We start from the raw sequence: 17,380 nt of genomic DNA, 5'->3' as shown, positions 1-17,380 counted from the left end.
TTGCCGTGACCGCGGCCCAGAACACCTTGGGGGATTTCACCATGGATATCACCAGTGACCTTCCTGTTCCCGAAGAGCTGGGGGACATCGGCCGCCCGGCAGGGCAGCCGGTAGCCGGAAACCGGCAAATCCACCCCCGGGTGGCGGCCGTATTCCGCGTCCTTGAGGACGCCAGGCTGCCCTGGCTCCTGCTCCGGGGCGAGGACGACCTGGCCCAGCCGCAAGGGGATGTGGACATCCTGGTGGCCCGGCAGTTCCTGCCCCGCCTGGACGGCTTGATGGCGGACGCCGGCTTCTGCCGCGTCCTGGCATGGGGCCATGGCAGCCACAGGTTCTACTTCTGCTACTCCCCGGAGGAAGATGCCTGGATCAAGCTGGACGTGGTGTCGGAGCTGGCCTTCGGCCCCTACCAGCAGTGGCACACGTCGTGGGCGGCGCGGTGCCTGCGCCGCCGAATCCGCCACGGCTCCTACTGGTTGCCGGATGCGGCGGACCAGGCCTGGCTCCTGCTGCTGCACCTGTTCATGGACAAGGGCGACGTGGCGCAGGAGCGGCAGGAGCTGGCCCGCTCGGCTGCCAGGGTGGCGGCCGACGGCGGCAGGATCGCGGAGTCGGTCCGGCGGCGGGTGGGTGCCGGGCTGGCAACGGACATGCTGAACCTGGTCCTGGCCGAACGGTTCGCCGATGCGCCCGCCATCGCTGCCCGGATGAGGGCTTCGTGGAGCGGCGGCGCTTACGCCAGGCTCATCGCCACAGCCAACCGGACGCTGCGGCGGTCCGGCGCCCGGATCCAGGGCCATACCCCCTTGCTGGGCGTCATGGCCCCGGACGGGGCCGGCAAGACAACCCTTCTCAACGGCCTGCACGCGGATGTGCCATTGCCTACCAAATACGTCTACATGGGACTATGGGGGGCCGGCCCCTGGGATAAGGTCCTCAACCGGGTTCCGGGAGGGCGTACGGCCAAGAAGGTCTACCGCCTTGTGCGCGGCGGCGTCCTGGCGAGGTTTTACCGCCGGATGGGCAAGGTGGTGCTGATGGACAGGGTGGCGTATGACGCCCTGCTCGCCGGACCGGGGGGCGGACCGCTGGCAAGCCTGAGCAATGCACTGGCAATGGCCGTGATCCCTGCCCCCGATGTACTCCTGGTGCTGGATGTGCCCGGCGCAGTCATGTTTGCGCGGAAGGGTGAACACAGCCCCGAACTCCTGGAATCGTGGCGGAACGACTACCTCATGCTGGCCGGGCGGCTCCGCGGCAGCAGGGTGGTGGATGCGGCGCAGCCGGCAGAGGCTGTGCAGCGCCTGGCCACCGGCATCATCTGGGACTCGTTCTCTCCTGCCGCCGGCAAGGGATCCCGGCATCGCCCTCCCCAGCCGGCTCCCGCCGTCGGGCCTCCTTCCCAGGCCGGTCCCGCCCCGGAACCCGGCGCCGCTGAGGCTCTGTCCCTGCATCTCTGGCGGCTCCTGGACTGGCGGTTCCTGCTTCCCGTACTGCAGCCCCGCACCCTCGGCTTCGCCGGGAAGGTGACTCCTGAGACAGAGTCCGCGCTGCGGTTGCTGGACCCGGACGCGGTCCGGCTGCCCGCGCCGGGAACCGGGCCCGGCGGCAGGACCTGTGACGTGGTGTTGCTGGCCTCGCCCGACGCCGGCGATATGGAAAGCGCAGGATTGGCGCTGGAGCCGGGTGGCTGGATCTGTGTGGAGGCCGGCCGGTCCCTGCTGCAGCGCCCCGGTCCCCGCACCTTGAGGGGCTGGAAACGGACCCTGGAGCGCCACGGCTACCAGGACGTTGCCCTGTACTGGAATGCCCCCAACCGTGAGCGCACCGCAAGGCTGGTTCCGGTGGAGTCCGGCGTGGCCATCAAGGACACCCTGGCCCTGCGAAAGGACGTGCGTTTCGGGGCACTGAAAGCAGCCGCGGTACGCATGGCCCTTGCGCTGCGCGTCTTCGACCTCCTGGTCCCCGAGGGCACCGTCACCGGGAGGCGGCCGGAAAGGAATGAGCAGCCATGAGCTTCGTGGACCAGTTCCTGCGGGACCACTACGACGAGTTCGCCCTTGACCGGTACGGCCTGGGGAAGCGCTGGGAGACGCTGCTGCTGACCCCGCGCTTCGCCACCTCCCGGCACGTGGTGGCCCTGGTGTTTCCCTCCCGGGAAAGGGAACCCGCCCTGGTAGTGAAAGTCCCCCGCCAGCCCGGCGACAACAGCGGAGTGCGCCGTGAGGCCGCCATGCTTGATCAACTCTCGGCCGCCGTCGACAGCTCGGGTGGCGGAGTTCCGCGCCTCGTGGGGATCAGGGACGCGGGACCCTTTACGGTCCTCGTCGAAACGGCGTTGACCGGCAGGCCCCTCGATCCCCGGACGGTGGCCGCGGACCTGCCGTCCGCCGTCGCCACCGGGAGCGAATTTGTCGCTTCGCTTCCGTGCACCCATGCTGCCACGGACAACGCGGACTGGTACCAGCGCGCCGTAGCCGCGCCCCTGGCGGCGCTTGAGGACCTTGCAGGGGATGCCCCAACGCGTGAACTGGTTGAACATACACACCAACGCCTGGCGCCCCTGCGCCAGGCTCAGCTGCCCGCCGTCATCGAACACGGCGACCTGAGCCACCCCAACCTGCTCATCAAGCCCGGCGGCGCCCTGCAGGTCATGGACTGGGAACGGTCCCTCACCGACGGCGTGCCCGGGCATGACCTGGTTTTCTACCTCCAGTACCTGAGCGAGTCCAGCGAACAGGCGTTCGCCAGGGAGGCCCAGCTGGCGGCCTTCGACAAGGCGTTCGGCCAGGGCGGCTGGGCGCTTGACCCGCTGTCCCGCCACCTTGGCATGAGGGGAGTTGACCAGTCGCTCCTTCCCCTGCTGGTCATCGCCACCTGGGCCCGGTCCACCGCTACGCTCGCCGACCGCCTGGCCCAGGAAGCGGAGGCGGATCCCTTACAGGGGAACGGGAAAGTCCGGGCCACCCTCCAGGCCGATAGGGACTTCTGGTTGTGGCGCCACGTGGTGGAAGCGGTTTAAGGGCAACAACTTCCCCGGCCCAGGGGGCACGAATTCAGGCAAGAAACCCTAGGAGGTCCGGCTTTCCGCCGCTCCTGGACTTTCGTGGTTGCGCCTGAACAGACCGAGTATCTCGTCGTGCAGCTCCCGGTAGCCGAACCGCAGCACCGCGTACACCAGCGCTACGCCGGCAACCACCATGACCGCCAGCGTGGGGACGGGTCCTAGCGCATGCCGCGCGAGGTTCAGGAGGCCCACCAGCCCCACCGCGGCGCCGCACACCAGGCCGGGTGCCGCGGCGCGCAGCATGCGGCGCATCCTGGTTCCCATTACTTTGGCGGCCACAGCCTGCATGCCGAACGCGAAGACCACGGCCACCACCATCTGGGCGCAGGCAACACCCACAATGCCCCAGCGGCTGGCAAAGATCAGCGCGGGGAGGAGGACCACCAGGCGGACCACGGAGATCCAAATGGAGAGCCCTGGCCTGCCCATGGCCTTGTAGACGTCATTGGCCCCGGCGCCAAGGGACCGGGCCGCCGCGTACAGGGCAAGGAATACCAGCGGCGTGACTGATTGCTCCCACTGCCGGCCGAACAGTACCGGTACCAGGACGGGGGCCACCACGGCCAGTCCTACGCCCGCCGTAATGCCGTACAGCGCCTGCACCGTGACACTTTTCAGGTACCCGTCCCGCAGCCGCTGCCGGTCCCCGCGGACCTGGGTGTACAGGGGGAACAGGACGGTGGAGAGCACGAAAAAGACGTTCAGGATCAAGGCTTCGGGCAGCCGGAAGGCGAGGGTATAGAGGCCTAAGGCCTGGGCGCCCAGGATGACGCCGATAACCAGGTAGTCGACGTCGAAAATCGCCCTGGCCAGCAAGGTGCTGCCGGCGACGGGGGCGCCGAAGCGGACGTTCTCGCCGATTGCGCTGCGGCTCACCCGCCAAAGCTGCCAGGGCGCCTCGTGGCGGATCAGGAACCAGCAGGTGGCGGCGTAGGCCACGGACCCGGCAGCTGTTCCGACGGCGAGCGACCAGGCGCCGTGGCCGGTGAAGGCCAGGTAGAGGGTCACCGTTCCCATGGTTGCGGCGCGGAGCACCGGAGCCGCCGTCAGCTGCCTGAACTTCAGGTCCCGGCGCATGATGGCCTCCGGGACGGCGCCGCACGCGGTTGCCAGCACTGAAACGCCCAGGACCTGGACCAGCGGGGCCACGCCGTCGAGCCCAACCACGTCCTCCACGGTGTCGGCGGCGAGCACCGCCGCCAAGGCCAGGCCCACACCCAGGGCAACGGAAAGCAGCAGTGCGGAGCGCGCTATGACGGGCGTCCTGGGAAGATAGACCAGCGCCTGCCCCACGCCGGCGTCAGCTATGGTTTCCGCATATGCCATGAGCACCAGTGCCAGGGCAACGAGGCCATATTCCGCAGGCGACAGGAGCCGCGCCAGCACCACCGTGGTGACCAGCACGATCACCCTGCCGGAGGCAAAGGCCATGCCTTGCCACAGGGCGCCCCGGACGCCCTTGCGTTCCAATTCCCCCGGCGCGTACGTCACGGTTGCCTGTTCGGTTGGGAAAGTGCCCCGGCCGGGGAAGACGCAGCAACAGCCGCACGGACCTCCGCCAGGTATTCGCCGGCGACGGTTTCCCAGGTCCGGACTGCGGTTCCTCCGGTGGATCCGTCCTGCGGCGCCCCTTGCCCTGGTCCTTGCGGTGGTTCCTGGGCAGCCCGGGGGAGTCTGAGCTGCTCCACCACCCTGCGGACAAGGGCGTCCATACTGCCCTCAACGGCCAGCAGCGGATGCGCAGGCAGTTCCCTGGCGGCCACCGGCGTTGCCACCACGGGCAGCCCGGCTGCCAGGGCTTCCAGCACGGAGTTCCGGATACCCACGCCGTGTTCGTCCGGGAAGACCGCCACATCGGCCCCGTGGAATACGTCCAGGATGGAGGGCACGTTGGCCAGGACTTCCACCTGTGGGCCGGCCAGTGCCTGCACGGCCGGTGTGGGCCGGCGCCCCGCGATGACGAAGCGGGCGTCCGGCACCTCCCGCCACACCTGGGGCGCGATTCTTTCAACCAATACAGCGGCGCTGTCCACATTGGGGGCGTAGTTGAGGCTGCCCGCGAAACACACCACGGGTACATCCCGCCTCCTGCGGGGTCCTGTTGCCACTTCCGTTCCGTTGGGGATGCTCCTGACCGGCCTGCCCAGCTTGGCGGCCCACGCGGCAGCGTCCTGCGCCCCGACGGTCAGCAGCCGGGCTCTTGCCGGCAACTGCCGTTCAGCGCGTGCCGCCAACTCTTCACGCAGCCGGTAGGCGGGCCGGAACGTCCGCGCGATGGCGGTGTCCATGCCGGCCCGGATGGACCAGGGGTCCACCGTCTGCAGCACTAACGGCCCGGTGATGTGGTGGGACAGGAAGAGGGCGTGCGGTCCGTGGATCAGCGTGGCGTCCTGGCCGGCGGACAGGCGGGCGGCGGCAGCGCGGGCGGAGGGTGTGGCGCGCCGCTGTTTTCCCAGGCCGGTGAGGCCGCCCAGGGACCGCACGAAGGCCGATAGTTCTTCCCGCGGTGCCAGTTCGTACACCGTCTCACACCGGTTCCTGATGGCTGCCGGGACCGGAACGGGACCGGAGAAAGTCAGCAGCGTGACGGCAACATCGGCGGGAAGGTGCAGGATCACCTCGTACGGAATCATGGAGCTGCCATCCCCCAGTTCCGGATCCCGGTTGGGCACGCTTTCCGTCACGTACAGGAGCTTCATTGCAAGAGTGTAATGGATCACATCAAGGGGGGAAGGGTTGCTTTAGGCAACCTTGAGGGAAACCACAGGAAAAGCGAAAGGACGACGGCGGGAGGTCCCGCCGTCGTCCTTCATCACATGGGTGCGTGGCTGGCTACTGCCAGGCCCGCACGTAGTCCACCAGCATCTGGGACTGGGGGCCGTAGGCCGGGTTCGTTGACGAGGCGCCCACGTTCAGCACGATGTACTGCGGGGCGTTTCCGTCATTCGTGGGGTAGGACTTGACCTTGACGCCGTCGAAGTACACATCCGACGAGTTGGCCATCCGGTGCAGGCCAAAGGTGTGGTATTCATTGGCCCAGTTCCCGCCGACGCCGCCCTGGTTCTGCGAGCCGGAAGTGGAATGGTAATTAACGGTCATCTTCGCCTGGAGCACCTCGGCGATGTCGTTCTCGCCGGTGGCCGGCCAGGACTGCCCCGTGGTCCAGAATGCGGGCCAGTTGAAGAGGCCATTGGCGTTTCCGGGGAACTTGATGCGCGCCTCCACGTAGCCGGTGGTGAACTGGAAGCCCGTGCCTGCGCCGCCCTTCGGGTTGGTCGACACCAACGCGCCGGAAGTGGAGGATGCCAGGCCCAAGGCAAGGTTTCCGTTGGCCACCGAGACGTTGGCGGGACTGGTGGAGACCTTGTTCATGGTTCCGCAGCCGGGGGAGAACCAGCAGCCGGACCACTTGGCGGTGTCCAATCCGGCGCCGTTGAAGTCGTCGGCAAACGCCAGGGTCCAGTTCCCGGGCACCCCGGTGGGCATCGGCGCGCCGCTGCTGGCCAGCTGGGCCGCGGCCGGCGCCAGGGCGATAGGGGCCTCGGGGGCGGACGGGACGGCCGGTGCCGGCGGCTCTGCCGCGGCAGGAGCCTGGGGGAGGGACGGGCCCGGAGCAGGAGCGGCAGCCGGGGAAGGTGCCGGAGCGGGCGTGGCGGGGGCAGGGGCAACGGCCGGTTCCTTCGTGGGGACATCGCTTACCGGGACACCACTGCCGGTGTCGGAGGCGCTCGCCACCCGCGCCACATCTGTGGGGTTGGTGCTTTGGGCCAGGCCGAGGCCCAGGGAAGCCGCCCCGAGGAGTGCTGCGGCGAGACCGGCAGCGAGGGGCCAGGGCCGCCGCCCGGGGCCTGGTTTGGCCCCGGTGGAAGGATGAAGGGGGGCGTCGGCGGCGGTCTCTTTTTGATAACGGGGCGCTGGGTGGGCGCTGTTTTTGCGGTGTGCGGGCATGGGGAAGTTACCTCTCAACGCCTGCGGAGTTAGCTGTCGGGTTCGGATGAGGCATCCGGCCGCGTGTGCGGCTTCACCCCAGGGCAGGCGCAAGCCAGGCCCGTGACACTTGGGTCCCCCGCCTCTGCCTGGAACTTGGTGGATCACCGGAAGCGGCAGAGCTGGGCGTCATCCGGGATTGGGGCCGGCTGGGGGCGGCCCCCGCTCGACCGTACACGAATGCGGCCCTAAAATCACAATTAGGTAACGGGACTCACGTCGCGGTTCTGCGGGAAGTGCCCCGACTTGGTGGCATCCGGCCCCTTTTTCCGGTTTTCCACATAGCGTCACCGGGGATGCCTGCTCAGACCGTCACGCGGCTAGCCTCGAGTCAGGCGCAAATCGCCTATCGGGTCCAAATGCACTAAGATAGTGAAGTCTGTGCTGCGCCTGCCTCCGTTCGGGCGGCAAGGCATTGCACGGAATCGCAAATGAACCTCCTGTTACGGAAATGCCGTAACCGCTTAGCCCAAAGGAGGTGGGTTCACATATGCGTCCTTACGAATTGATGGTAATCATCGACCCCGAGGTCGAAGAGCGTACCGTTGAGCCGTCGCTTCAGAAGTTCCTGAACGTCATCACCAACGATGGTGGAACCATCGAAAAGGTTGACATCTGGGGCCGTCGCCGGCTGGCTTACGAGATCAAGAAGAAGTCCGAAGGTATCTACGCCGTGGTGAACTTCACCGCCAAGCCGGAGACCGCCAAGGAACTTGACCGCCAGCTGTCTCTTAACGAGACCATCATGCGCACCAAGATCACCCGCCCCGAAGAGCAGAAGGTTGTTGCTGAGTAATTCAGCCGTCTTCATTCTTTACCCCGCAGGAAACGCACTCTTCACCCAGGATCGAACAAGGAGGCAGTAGATGGCAGGCGAGACCACCATTACGGTCATCGGTAACCTCACCAATGACCCGGAATTGCGGTTCACACCGTCCGGTTCGGCAGTAGCGAACTTCACCATCGCTTCCACCCCCCGCACCTTTGATCGCCAGTCCAACGAGTGGAAGGACGGGGAGACCCTGTTCCTCCGCGCCGCTGTCTGGCGTGAAGCAGCCGAAAACGTTGCCGAGTCCCTGACAAAGGGTATGCGCGTCATCGTGACCGGCAGGCTGAAGAGCCGCTCCTACGAAACAAAAGAAGGCGAAAAGCGCACCGTCATCGAGCTTGAGGTCGACGAAATCGGCCCCAGCCTGCGCTACGCCAACGCCAAGGTCAACCGCACCCAGCGCTCCGGCGGACAGGGTGGCGGCGGCTTCGGCGGCGGCAACAGCGGCGGTGGCTTCGGAGGCGGCAACTCTGGTGGAAACCAGGGCGGCAACTCCGGCGGAGGCTGGGGCGGCGGCAGCCAGCAGGCTGCACAGGATGATCCCTGGGCCACACCCGGGGTGTCCAACGCAGGCGGCTGGGGCAACGGCCCCGATTCCGAACCTCCCTTCTAAAACCCAAACAACGGCCCGGCGCCGGGACTGCCAGGGTGCTCAAGGCACCCAAAGCAGCTGCCGCCGTCGGACCACCACCATCCCGTGGATCAATATCCACGGGCTCCCTAGAATAGGAGCTCCACGATGGCTAAGGCTGAACTCCGTAAGCCCAAACCAAAGTCCAACCCCTTGAAGGCCGCTGACATCACTGTCATCGACTACAAGGACGTAGCATTGCTGCGCAAGTTCATCTCCGACCGCGGCAAGATCCGCGCCCGTCGCGTCACTGGCGTTACGGTGCAGGAACAGCGCAAGATCGCCCAGGCAATCAAGAACGCCCGCGAAGTTGCTCTGCTGCCTTACTCCGGCGCTGGCCGCGGCTAAGGAAGGGATTAACTAACATGGCAAAGCTCATTCTGACCCACGAAGTTACCGGTCTCGGTGCTGCTGGCGATGTTGTCGAGGTCAAGGACGGTTACGCACGTAACTACCTGCTGCCCCGCAACTTCGCCCTGACCTGGTCCAAGGGTGGCGAGAAGCAGGTTGAGTCCATCAAGGCTGCCCGCGCTGCCCGCGAGCACGCTTCTCTGGAAGATGCTCAGAAGCAGGCCGCCGCACTGTCCGCCAAGCCGGTCAAGCTGGTCGTCAAGGCCGGCGAGTCCGGCCGCCTGTTCGGCACCGTCAAGCAGGGCGACGTCGCCGACGCTGTTGAGGCCGCTGGCCTTGGCAAGATCGACAAGCGCAAGGTTGAACTGCCGGCCCACATCAAGTCGGTTGGTTCCTACCAGGCCAACGTCCGCCTCCACGCTGACGTTGCTGCTGTGATCGAACTCGACGTGGTGGCAGGAAAGTAATTTCCCACTCCACGTCATGACCCCCGTTGCCGGATTCCGGCGGCGGGGGTCTTTCGTTTTGGCGGTGGTAGCCTGCTCCGGTGAACCCGACACCCCGCAGCCGTCCTTTCCACCAGGTGGATGTATTCGCCAGCCAGCCCTACCGCGGCAACCCGCTCGCCGTCGTCCTTGATGCCCAGGGCCTGGACACCGCGACCATGCAGCACTTCGCCAATTGGACCAACCTTTCGGAGACCACCTTCCTCCTGCCGCCTGAGGATCCCCGCGCTGATTACAGGGTCCGGATCTTCACCGGCTCGGAGGAGTTCCCGTTCGCGGGCCACCCCACGCTGGGCTCCGCCCATACCTGGCTGGAAGCCGGCGGAGTGCCAAAGGCGGACAGCTACGTGGTGCAGGAGTGCGCGGCCGGGCTGGTCAAGGTAAGGCGCGACGCCGGGAGGCTGGCTTTCGCCGCACCACCCCTGACCCGCTTCGGCCCCGTGGAAGCGCCGGTCCGCCGGCAGTTGGCGGCAGCGCTGCGATTGCCATTGGATGATGTCCTTGACGCCGCCTGGCTGGTGAACGGCCCTGAATGGATCGGGGTCCTCCTGGGGTCTGCTGAACGAGTGCTGGCCCTTGAGCCGGACCAGGCAGCCATGGGCAGCCTCAAGGTTGGCGTCATTGGGCCTCATGCACCGGGCGCCGGTACCGACTTTGAGGTCCGCACGTTCCTGCCGGGCGACGCCATGGTGGAGGACCCCGTCACGGGCAGTTTCAACGCCGGAGCCGCACAGTGGCTGATTGGAAGTGGACGTGCGCCGGAGCAGTACCTGGCCTCGCAGGGGACGGTCCTGGGCCGCGCGGGGCGCATCCATATCAGTGCCGCGGACGGGGAAATCTGGGTGGGCGGTGATTCCAGCACCTGCATCAACGGGAGCGTGCTGCTCTGAGCGGGGCCCGGTCCGGGTATGGCCGGCAGGAATCCACACCCCCGGAGCTGGCCGGGAATATCTCGAAGCTGCCCGCAGTTCATGGATATAAATGCATATGCATGTAGAATGAAACTGAACGAGCACCAGGAGAATGTCATGGAAACCCGCCGCATCACCGTCCTTTCCGCCGGGCTCGGCGTACCTTCATCCAGCCGGCTGCTGGCGGACCAGCTCGCGGCAGCCGCCGAGCGGCAGCTCAAGGCAGCCGGTTTCGTCGTGGCAGTGGATGTCGTCGAACTCCGTGACCTGGCCGTGGACATCGCCAACAACTTCGTGACCGGCTACGCCGCACCACGCTTGGCGGAAGTTATCGCCGGCGTTGAGGCATCGGACGGGGTCATCGCTGTGACGCCGGTGTTCAGCGCGTCCTACAGTGGTCTTTTCAAGTCCTTCATTGATGTCCTGGACCCGAAGTCGCTGGACGGCAAGGCGGTCCTGCTGGGCGCCACCGGCGGCACGGACCGGCACCAGATGGTCCTGGACTACGCACTCCGGCCGCTCTTCAGCTACCTCCGCACCCGCATGGCTGCAACCGGTGTCTTTGCAGGACCCCAGGATTGGGGCACTGCAGAAGAGGGCGGTGGGTCCCTGGCGGACCGCATCGAGCGGGCCGCCGGTGAGTTCACGCGGCTGCTCGAGGGGCCTCAGCCGGGTCGGAAACCCGCTCTGCTGGAGTCCCTGCCCTTCGAACAGCTGCTGGCGGGGATCGCAGGGCCCCGTTAGTCGGTCCACCCTCTAGTCATCCAGCAGCGCGATGAACTCCCGTGCCTGGGTGAGTGAGATGTCGGAGTGCCGGGTCAATGCATTGGCTGCCCCCTCCGTGTCGCCGCTCCGGGCCAGGGTGCGAATCCTGCCGTAGATCTCATCGTTGAGCATGTTGCTGCTCACCTCCCGCGTGACGTCGCCCTTGCTGGCGATGGCCCGGTAGCGGTACGGGAAACGCTGTGGCTCGTCGTCGTCCTCCTCGACGGCCGGAGCCGGCTCCTCGCGCCGGTAAGGCTGTGGGTGGGCGGCCAGGGCGCCCACGGCGTCCCGTGAGGCCCGCAGCCCCTCTCCGGTGATCTCGTAGTACAGCTTGATGGCGGCCATGGCCTGGCCCTGCGCAATCAACGCGTAGATCCGCCGGTGTTCGTCTTCCGACAACCGGTCCGCCGCGGTCCGGGCCAGCTTCAGTGATGACGCGGCGGGCTGGGCGGGGTCGGAGGGGTGTGCGGCCCTGCGCTTCCGGGTGGCGCGGTACGCCACCGTCACCCCCGCAACCACCGCGAGCAGGATAAGGACCGGGACCACAAGGGATTCCATTTTCACGAGCCGTTCTGTCTACTTCCTGGCCCTCGCCAGGTGCGATTGCTTTGCTGGCCATCCGCCCAGCCCTGTTCCTGCTGCTGATTGCACAACTGCATGTTCTGGCTACCAAGATCTTAATCCAGATCATGGTTATCCACAGCAATATTCATCGGTGGGCATACAGCCCCGGCTGCTGCCCGTCAAACTCCCACGGTGGAATATGAGCAGGGCCACGGCGTGGGCCTTCAAGCCGCGAAGGCGCACTTCCCCCCGCTTCCCGGCGCAAGGGCCCAATGGGGCCTGTGGATGAAATTCCATCAAAGAAATATTTACTCCACATGCCAAAGGGGACGTTTGCGCAGGTCAGACCGCTGTTGGAGGATAAAAAACTTTTGTATCCACAGGCTTCCCCACAGGCTGTGCACAAGCTATGCCCCGTACTGCACAGGTTATCCACAACTGTTCCTGCATGCTGGCTTTGCCGCTGGCAGCCCGGCGGTTAGCGTAGCGGGGTACCTGTTCTCCGCGGCCGAAACAGGGCCTGCCCTGCTTCGATTCGGACCCCACTCTGCCGCTTTCACGCGCACCTGTGGAAAAGCTGTGGATACTGGGGATAACTCCAGGCGGGGGTATATGTGAACCCCTGCGGCACTCGATTGTCAGAGCCAGTGGGTAGAACTGGACAAGTAGCGGGAGCCGGATTTTCCGGAGGCCGCGAGCAGGATGGATCACCGGACGCACGCCCGGTACAAATGGAGGACGGCAGCTTTGTCAATCGCGCATCTGGACCCTGTCGAGGCAACCCGTGGATCGTACGCCAGCAGGAAGCCCCCGCAGGACATCGCTGCCGAACAGTCCGTACTGGGCGGCATGATGCTCTCCAAGGACGCCATCGCCGATGTTGTGGAAATCCTTCGCGGCCAGGACTTCTACCGGCCCGCCCACGAGACCATCTACGAAGCAATCATCGACCTGTACGGCCGGGGCGAACCTGCGGACGCGGTCACTGTTTCCGATGAGCTGACCAAGCGGGCTGAAATCAACAGGATCGGCGGCCCCGCCTACCTGCACGAACTGATCCAGACCGTCCCCACTGCGGCCAATGCCGGCTACTACGCCGAAATCGTGGCCGAGCGGGCAGTGCTTCGCCGGCTGGTGAACGCCGGCACCAAGATCGTCCAGTTGGGCTACGGCTCGGACGGCGAGGTGGAGGACCTGGTCAACCAGGCGCAGGCAGAAGTTTATGCCGTGGCCGAACGCCGCACCGCAGAGGACTACGTGGTGCTGAAGGACGTCATGGAGTCCACGGTGGACGAGATCGAGGCGTCGGGCCACCGCGGCGAGGGGATGGTGGGCGTCCCCACCGGATTCTACGAACTGGATGAACTGACCCACGGACTCCACCCGGGCCAGATGATCGTCATCGCCGCCCGTCCCGCTGTCGGCAAGTCAACCTTCGCCCTGGACTTCGCCCGCTCCGCAGCCATCAAGCACAACCTGGCCACCGTCATGTTCTCCCTGGAAATGGGCCGGAACGAGATCGCCATGCGACTGCTCTCAGCCGAGGCCACCATCAGCCTCCAGGATCTCCGCAAGGGCACCATCAAGGACGAGCAGTGGTCCAAGATCGCCACCACCATGGGGCGCATGAATGAGGCCCCGCTGTTCATCGACGACAGCCCCAACATGTCCCTGATGGAGATCCGGGCCAAATGCCGCCGGCTCAAGCAGCAGCATGACCTCAAGCTTGTGGTCCTGGATTACCTCCAGCTCATGAGCTCCGGTAAGAAAGTGGAGTCCCGCCAGCAGGAGGTCTCCGAGTTCTCACGTGCGCTGAAGCTCCTGGCCAAGGAACTCCAGGTCCCCGTGATCGCCCTGTCCCAGCTGAACCGTGGATCGGAACAGCGCCAGGACAAGCGGCCCATGGTGTCCGACCTCCGTGAGTCCGGCTCCATCGAGCAGGACGCCGACATGGTCATCCTGCTCCACCGCGAGGACGTCTACGACAAGGAGTCTCCGCGCGCGGGCGAGGCGGACATCCTGGTGGCCAAGCACCGTAACGGTCCCACCAAGGACATCGTGGTGGCGTTCCAGGGCCATTACTCACGGTTCGCCAACATGGCCGGTGACGGTGGCGGCGGTGGCGGCTTCTAAGCGCCCCGCGCCAGCAGATGGTTGGGCAGCCGGTTCCCGGGCGCCGTTCCCCGGATCTCCAGGAGTTCGCGGGCGTGGGCGTGGAGCCGTTTGTCTTCGTCGCTGACCGGCACCCAGGCGGGCACGGGCACTGAGGTTCCCTCGTCGTCGCGCGCCACCATCACGGTGAGGCAATAGGTGGTGAGGTTCAGTTCCCGGCCCTTGGGGTCGCCGGAACGGACGTGGACGGCGATATGCATGCCCTTGGTCCCGGTGTAGACCAGCCGGGCTTCCACCTCCACCACATGGCCAATCAGCAGCGGCCGGTAGAAGCGCACGCCGCCGGAGAACACCGCCACCGTATCCCGGCCGCAGTAGCGTGAGGCGCAAACGTAGGCGGCCTCGTCGATCCACTTCATCACAATGCCGCCGTGGACCTTGCCGCCCCAGTTCACATCGGTGGGCGCGGCCATGAACCGCAGCGTCACCCGTTCGGCTGTGCCGGCGTCGGTGTATTCCTGCCGGTTCATAGCTTCCACGATCTGCTCGCGGACCTTGACCCTGGCCAGTGCGTGGTCCCGCTGCTCCATCTCTTCCGGTGTGACAGGCTCGAACTGCTGTACCGGGACGGGCTTGCCGTCCTCACCCACGGCCACGAAGATGACCATGCATGTGCTGCGCATCGTGGCAGCGCCGCCTTTCGGGTCGCCGGAGGAGACCACTGTCCGGATGTGCATGGATGACCGTCCGGTGTAGACGATGGTGGCCTCCACCTCCACCATGTCGCCGCTGTTGACGGGATCGGCGAAGTGGATGTTGCCCACGTAGGCGGTCACGCAGTAGGACTTGGCCCATCCCACCGCTGCGGCATATGCGGCCTTGTCCACCCACTCCAGTACCGTGCCGGCATCCACTGATCCACTGTGGCCCACGTCGGTGGGGGCGGCGAGGAAGCGGAGGGTCACGGAGTTGGGGCGTCCGGTTTCAGTCATGGTGCGATCATACTGACGGCCCTGGTTACCGGCCGGTTGGGATTGCAACAAACGTTCCGCCTGCATTAACCACGACGGCGGCTGCGCAGTTGGTGCGCAGCCGCCGTCCGGCATTTGTCCGTTCAGCCGTGGTTAGGCCAGGGCTGCCAGCCGGGACTTGCGGCGGCCGAAGAGCGCGCGGTCCACGGAGAGTCGGCCTGCGCCGGTGAGCGCCAGGGCGAATGCTGCCGCGGCGAGGAGCAAGACGAGTTCATATCCTCCGTTTGCGGCAAAGATGCCTGCAGGGGCATGGACCAGGAAGAGTGCTCCCAGCATGTCCAGGACCAGGAGCGCGGCCACCACGCGGGTGAGGACGCCCAGGATCAGGGCAATCCCGCCGGCCAGTTCCAGGACGGCGATTGCCGGAGCCATGACATCGGCCGCCGGTACGCCCATCTTGGCGAAGGAGGCCTGCGTTCCGGCGATGGTCCACTCATTGAACTTTTGCCAGCCATGGGCTGCAAAGAGAAAGCCGAGGATCAGGCGGAGGGCGGTGAGGGCTGTGGTGGTCAATCGCGACTGGTTCATATGTCCAGCCTGTCGGAGTATTAGTTGAACTGTCAACTAAAAGCCGTGGACTGTGGGCTTTCTCATGTCCGGCGGTGCCCCGCCGGCGGGCGCCACTAAGCTGTCTCCGTGCCCCAACGACCAGCCCCCGCGTCCCCGGCAGCCACCCGAGGCCCGGCGCGGGAAATACTCCGCCTCGCCGTCCCCGCCTTCGGGGCGCTGGTGGCGGAACCCCTCTTCCTGCTGGCGGACTCCGCCATCGTGGGCCATCTCGGCGTCGCCCAGCTTGCGGGGGTGGGGCTGGCATCGGCGGTGCTGCAGACCGCCGTCGGGCTCATGGTCTTCCTGGCCTACTCCACCACTCCGGCTGTTGCCCGGGCCATTGGTGACGGGCAGCTCGGCAAGGCGCTGGCCGCAGGGCGCGACGGCGTGTGGCTCGCCTTGATCCTTGGCATACTCCTCGCCGGGGCGGGCTTTGCCGCGGCAGGGCCGCTGATTGACCTCCTGGGCGCCGAGGGCAGCGTCCGGAGCTTTGCCGTCGACTACTTCCGCTGGTCCATGCCGGGGCTGGTGGCCATACTGCTGATCTTCGCCGGTACCGGCGTGCTGCGCGGCCTGCAGGACACCCGCACCCCACTGGTGGTTGCCACTGCGGGATTCGGCGTCAACATCGTCCTGAACCTGTGGCTTGTCTACGGCCTGGGCCTGTCCGTGGTGGGCTCCGCGATGGGAACCAGCATTGCCCAGTGGGCCATGGCCGCTGTCTACGTGGTGATGGTGCGCCGGAACGCGGTGCGCCACGGCGTAAGCCTGTTGCCCAGCTGGCGGGGCATCCGCAGCATGACCCGCGTGGGGTCCTGGCTCATGCTGCGCACGCTCAGCCTGCGCGCCGCGATCCTGGCCACCGTGCTGGTCGCCACGGCCCAAGGCGAAGTGAACCTCGCAGCCCACCAGCTGGCGATGACCATCTTTTCCTTCCTGGCGTTCGCGCTGGATGCCCTGGCCATCGCCGCCCAGGCGCTTATTGGCAAGGAGCTCGGCGCGTCCGACGCGGCCAGGGCCCGGCTGCTGACGGGGACCATGATCCGCTGGGGAGTAGGCTTCGGCGTGCTGACCGGCCTGCTGCTGGCCGCGGCGGCACCCTGGGCCGGAGCCCTGTTTACCCCTGACCACCAGGTGCAGCAGGTGCTTACCGTGGCACTCTGGGTCCTGGCCGCGGGGCAGCCCATCGCCGGCTACGTCTTTGTCCTGGATGGAGTGCTGATCGGGGCAGGTGACGCGCGGTACCTCGCCCTCGCGGGACTTATAAACCTCGTGGTTTACGTGCCTCTGCTGGCATGGGTTGCACTGTCCGGCGCCCCCGGCGCCTCCGGGCTCGGCTGGCTCTGGGTGGCCTTCGCGCTGGGGTACATGGCGGCGCGCGCAGTCACGCTGGGCCTGCGTTCGCGCTCCGACCGCTGGATGGTGCTGGGCTCCGCCTGAGGCGGGCCCGGTTAGACCTCCCAGCCGCCCCCACTAAACTGGACCGGTGACGCAACCATCCACCCCCGCGGGCGCTGCTCCCGGAACCGCCCCCCGTAACGACCTTTGGAAGCCGGTCCTGCTCCGATCGGCTGCTGCGCTGGTATTTGGCGCGGTGACGGTCTTCTGGACTTCCCCGTCCGTGGAGGTCATGGGTTGGGCCGGCGGGCTCTACCTCCTGGCCGCCGGGGTGGTGTCGCTCCGCACCGTCCCCGCAGCGGGCTTTGCCCAGAACTCTGCCCCCGGCAAGCTGCTCTCCGCCGCCGGCGCCATCCTGGCCGGTGCCGGCTTTGCCGTGCTCCTCCTGCACAGCGACCTGTTATTCGGGGTGATCGCAGCCCTGGGGCTTGGCGTCGCCGGTGTCCTCGAGCTCGCCTGCGGCCTGCAATACAAGGGCCGCCACGTGCTCGCCAGGGACTGGATTGCCTCGGGGGTCATCGGCATCGGAACAGCTGTGCTCCTGCCGTTTTTCATCAACCTCGGCGCCCACGCGCTGCTGGGTGTAGCCGGTGGTGGAGCGATCATTTCGGGCGTCCTGTGGGTTCTTTCCGGCCTGACCCTGCGGCACGATGCCCGCGCCGGGGCAGGAAAGCCGTAA

17 protein-coding genes and 1 riboswitch are annotated in these 17,380 nt (G+C 66.6%); of the genes, 11 read left to right on the top strand and 6 right to left on the bottom strand.

Going from position 1 to position 17,380, the window contains the following annotated elements; all coding sequences use genetic code 11:
* Positions 1-5: 5 nt before the first annotated feature.
* Positions 6-2,015 (top strand): hypothetical protein, encoded by a 2,010-nt coding sequence (locus ACFO0G_RS13580; RefSeq protein ID WP_376978222.1) that lies wholly within the window; start codon positions 6-8, stop codon positions 2,013-2,015.
* A complete protein-coding gene (locus ACFO0G_RS13575) occupies positions 2,012-3,022 on the top strand; it encodes an aminoglycoside phosphotransferase family protein (protein WP_376978220.1) in 1,011 nt (336 codons plus the stop codon). The genes ACFO0G_RS13580 and ACFO0G_RS13575 overlap by 4 nt, the downstream gene beginning before the upstream one ends.
* Positions 3,023-3,070: 48 nt before the next feature.
* Here the strand turns inward: ACFO0G_RS13575 and ACFO0G_RS13570 are convergent, their stop codons facing one another.
* The 3 genes from ACFO0G_RS13570 to ACFO0G_RS13560 form a co-directional block, all read right to left on the bottom strand.
* On the bottom strand, positions 3,071-4,558 hold the full coding sequence (locus ACFO0G_RS13570; RefSeq protein WP_376978216.1) for an oligosaccharide flippase family protein: 1,488 nt from the start codon (positions 4,556-4,558) through the stop codon (positions 3,071-3,073).
* Complete coding sequence (locus ACFO0G_RS13565; RefSeq protein ID WP_376978214.1) at positions 4,555-5,766, bottom strand: glycosyltransferase; 1,212 nt, start codon at positions 5,764-5,766, stop codon at positions 4,555-4,557. Before ACFO0G_RS13565 ends, ACFO0G_RS13570 begins: the two co-directional genes overlap by 4 nt.
* Before the next feature lie 133 nt (positions 5,767-5,899).
* On the bottom strand, positions 5,900-7,015 hold the full coding sequence (locus ACFO0G_RS13560) for a glycoside hydrolase family 16 protein (RefSeq protein WP_376978212.1): 1,116 nt from the start codon (positions 7,013-7,015) through the stop codon (positions 5,900-5,902).
* Positions 7,016-7,019: 4 nt separating this feature from the next.
* A riboswitch (cyclic di-AMP (ydaO/yuaA leader) is annotated at positions 7,020-7,166 on the bottom strand.
* A 378-nt stretch (positions 7,167-7,544) separates the two neighbouring features.
* On the opposite strand from ACFO0G_RS13560, the gene rpsF reads away from it, so the two are divergent.
* The 6 genes from rpsF to ACFO0G_RS13530 all read left to right on the top strand — a co-directional run bounded on the left by rpsF (position 7,545) and on the right by ACFO0G_RS13530 (position 11,026).
* Positions 7,545-7,850, top strand: a complete 306-nt coding sequence (gene rpsF / locus ACFO0G_RS13555; protein WP_013602900.1) for a 30S ribosomal protein S6 — start codon at positions 7,545-7,547, stop codon at positions 7,848-7,850.
* Between the two features lie 70 nt (positions 7,851-7,920).
* Positions 7,921-8,496, top strand: coding sequence for a single-stranded DNA-binding protein (locus tag ACFO0G_RS13550; protein ID WP_376978210.1), 576 nt, complete (start codon positions 7,921-7,923; stop codon positions 8,494-8,496).
* 126 nt (positions 8,497-8,622) lie between these two features.
* Entirely contained in the window at positions 8,623-8,862 is a 240-nt protein-coding gene (rpsR, locus tag ACFO0G_RS13545) for a 30S ribosomal protein S18 (RefSeq protein WP_003800144.1), read from the top strand.
* 17 nt (positions 8,863-8,879) lie between these two features.
* Positions 8,880-9,332 carry a 50S ribosomal protein L9 gene (rplI, locus tag ACFO0G_RS13540; RefSeq protein ID WP_018769834.1) on the top strand — a complete coding sequence of 151 codons (453 nt, stop codon included), beginning with the start codon at positions 8,880-8,882 and terminating at the stop codon, positions 9,330-9,332.
* An 80-nt stretch (positions 9,333-9,412) separates the two neighbouring features.
* Positions 9,413-10,261 (top strand): PhzF family phenazine biosynthesis protein, encoded by an 849-nt coding sequence (locus tag ACFO0G_RS13535; RefSeq protein ID WP_376978208.1) that lies wholly within the window; start codon positions 9,413-9,415, stop codon positions 10,259-10,261.
* A 138-nt stretch (positions 10,262-10,399) separates the two neighbouring features.
* Complete coding sequence (locus tag ACFO0G_RS13530; protein ID WP_286404682.1) at positions 10,400-11,026, top strand: FMN reductase; 627 nt, start codon at positions 10,400-10,402, stop codon at positions 11,024-11,026.
* Positions 11,027-11,038: 12 nt separating this feature from the next.
* Here the strand turns inward: ACFO0G_RS13530 and ACFO0G_RS13525 are convergent, their stop codons facing one another.
* Positions 11,039-11,605 carry a hypothetical protein gene (locus ACFO0G_RS13525; protein ID WP_376978331.1) on the bottom strand — a complete coding sequence of 189 codons (567 nt, stop codon included), beginning with the start codon at positions 11,603-11,605 and terminating at the stop codon, positions 11,039-11,041.
* A 753-nt stretch (positions 11,606-12,358) separates the two neighbouring features.
* Between ACFO0G_RS13525 and dnaB the strand changes: the two genes are divergently transcribed.
* Positions 12,359-13,744, top strand: a complete 1,386-nt coding sequence (dnaB, locus tag ACFO0G_RS13520) for a replicative DNA helicase (protein ID WP_376978206.1) — start codon at positions 12,359-12,361, stop codon at positions 13,742-13,744.
* On the opposite strand, the gene ACFO0G_RS13515 is transcribed toward dnaB, so the two are convergent.
* Both ACFO0G_RS13515 and ACFO0G_RS13510 read right to left on the bottom strand, forming a co-directional pair.
* Complete coding sequence (locus tag ACFO0G_RS13515; RefSeq protein ID WP_286400525.1) at positions 13,741-14,715, bottom strand: acyl-CoA thioesterase; 975 nt, start codon at positions 14,713-14,715, stop codon at positions 13,741-13,743. The two genes, dnaB and ACFO0G_RS13515, sit on opposite strands and share 4 nt — an antisense overlap.
* Positions 14,716-14,847: 132 nt before the next feature.
* Complete coding sequence (locus tag ACFO0G_RS13510; RefSeq protein ID WP_376978204.1) at positions 14,848-15,282, bottom strand: DoxX family protein; 435 nt, start codon at positions 15,280-15,282, stop codon at positions 14,848-14,850.
* Positions 15,283-15,390: 108 nt separating this feature from the next.
* On the opposite strand from ACFO0G_RS13510, the gene ACFO0G_RS13505 reads away from it, so the two are divergent.
* A complete protein-coding gene (locus tag ACFO0G_RS13505) occupies positions 15,391-16,743 on the top strand; it encodes an MATE family efflux transporter (RefSeq protein ID WP_376978202.1) in 1,353 nt (450 codons plus the stop codon).
* 46 nt (positions 16,744-16,789) lie between these two features.
* A complete protein-coding gene (locus ACFO0G_RS13500; RefSeq protein WP_376978200.1) occupies positions 16,790-17,380 on the top strand; it encodes a hypothetical protein in 591 nt (196 codons plus the stop codon).

The organism is Arthrobacter sedimenti (assembly GCF_042652025.1).
GTDB lineage: Bacteria > Actinomycetota > Actinomycetes > Actinomycetales > Micrococcaceae > Arthrobacter > Arthrobacter sedimenti.
The sequence above is the reverse complement of the archived record's forward strand: the minus strand, read 5'-3'. Positions and strand labels throughout refer to the sequence as shown.